The organism is Vibrio sp. YT-15 (assembly GCF_033337445.1).
Taxonomy (GTDB): domain Bacteria; phylum Pseudomonadota; class Gammaproteobacteria; order Enterobacterales; family Vibrionaceae; genus Vibrio; species Vibrio alginolyticus.
Map to the genome: position 1 here is coordinate 1 of NZ_JAWOQR010000134.1, position 1142 is coordinate 1142.

The window sequence follows — 1142 nt, forward strand, 5'->3', positions numbered from 1 at the left end:
CTGGTCACTGTAAAGCGTCAGAGTTGTCTAAATCTCTATTTAATATGAAAGAGCTCTTTCTCGTCTGCTTCTTCTTACATATCGGCTTATCCCCATCTTTGAGTCTAACGGGTATCGCACTAGCGCTTTTATTCATTGTCCTTCTGCCTATTAAAGGATTGCTATACTTCCTCACAATCAACCACTTTAAGTTTCGCGTGCGTGCTTCCCTACTAGCTTCTTTATCATCGTTTAACTACACCGAGTTCGGGCTCATTGTTGGTGGCCTGGCGTACAAAATGGGGTGGATGCCGAGTGACATGCTCGCAGCCATCGCTGTAGCGGTTTCACTATCCTTTATTATCTCAGCACCTCTAAATCGATTGGGCCATAAAATTTATCAACATTCCGGTAAATGGTTACAAGAAACGGCTGCAGAGAAACTCAACCAACGTGACCAGTTGATCAACCCGGGACATGCTCAAGTACTTATTCTAGGTATGGGGCGAATTGGTACCGGTGCATATGACGAGCTACGCGCACGTTACGGCAAGATTTCTCTGGGGATTGAGATCCGTGAAGAAGCAGCACAACAACACCGTTCAGAAGGACGTAATGTCATTTCAGGGGATGCTACCGACCCAGATTTTTGGGAACGAATCCTAGATACTGGTCACGTAAAGTTAGTTTTATTGGCAATGCCACACCATCAAGGTAATCAGACGGCACTAGAACAACTTCAGCGTAGAAACTACAAAGGGCAAATTGCCGCTATTGCAGAATATCCAGACCAACTAGAAGGTTTGTTGGAAAGTGGTGTGGACGCTGCCTTTAATATATACAGCGAAGCAGGTAGTGGTTTTGCGCGACACGTGTGCAAACAACTAGAACCTCAGTTCACTTCGATAAAATAACCATAAAAATACGCAACAACGCTACTACCAATTAAAAGCCTTTCTATCAATAGAGAGGCTTTTTTGTTTGATTTTCATACCAAACCTTAATTCCATTCATCAAAACAACAAATAAATTAAATATTATTTAATCAACAAGGCTTTTTATCATTTTTTTAATCACAAAACGTTGCTTTTTACTCAGAATGGCAAATTGAATCCATACCGATTAGAAATTGTTTAGTTTAGAAAGGATGTTGTATGTGTTCA

At 41.2% G+C, this 1142-nt stretch carries 1 protein-coding gene; it reads left to right on the plus strand.

Translation table 11 applies throughout. The features are described 5' to 3' along the window. Window positions 1–893: cation:proton antiporter family protein (locus R7D93_RS25820; RefSeq protein WP_318129624.1), on the plus strand; the 893-nt coding region annotated here is incomplete at its 5' end. Between the last annotated feature and the right edge of the window lie 249 nt (window positions 894–1142).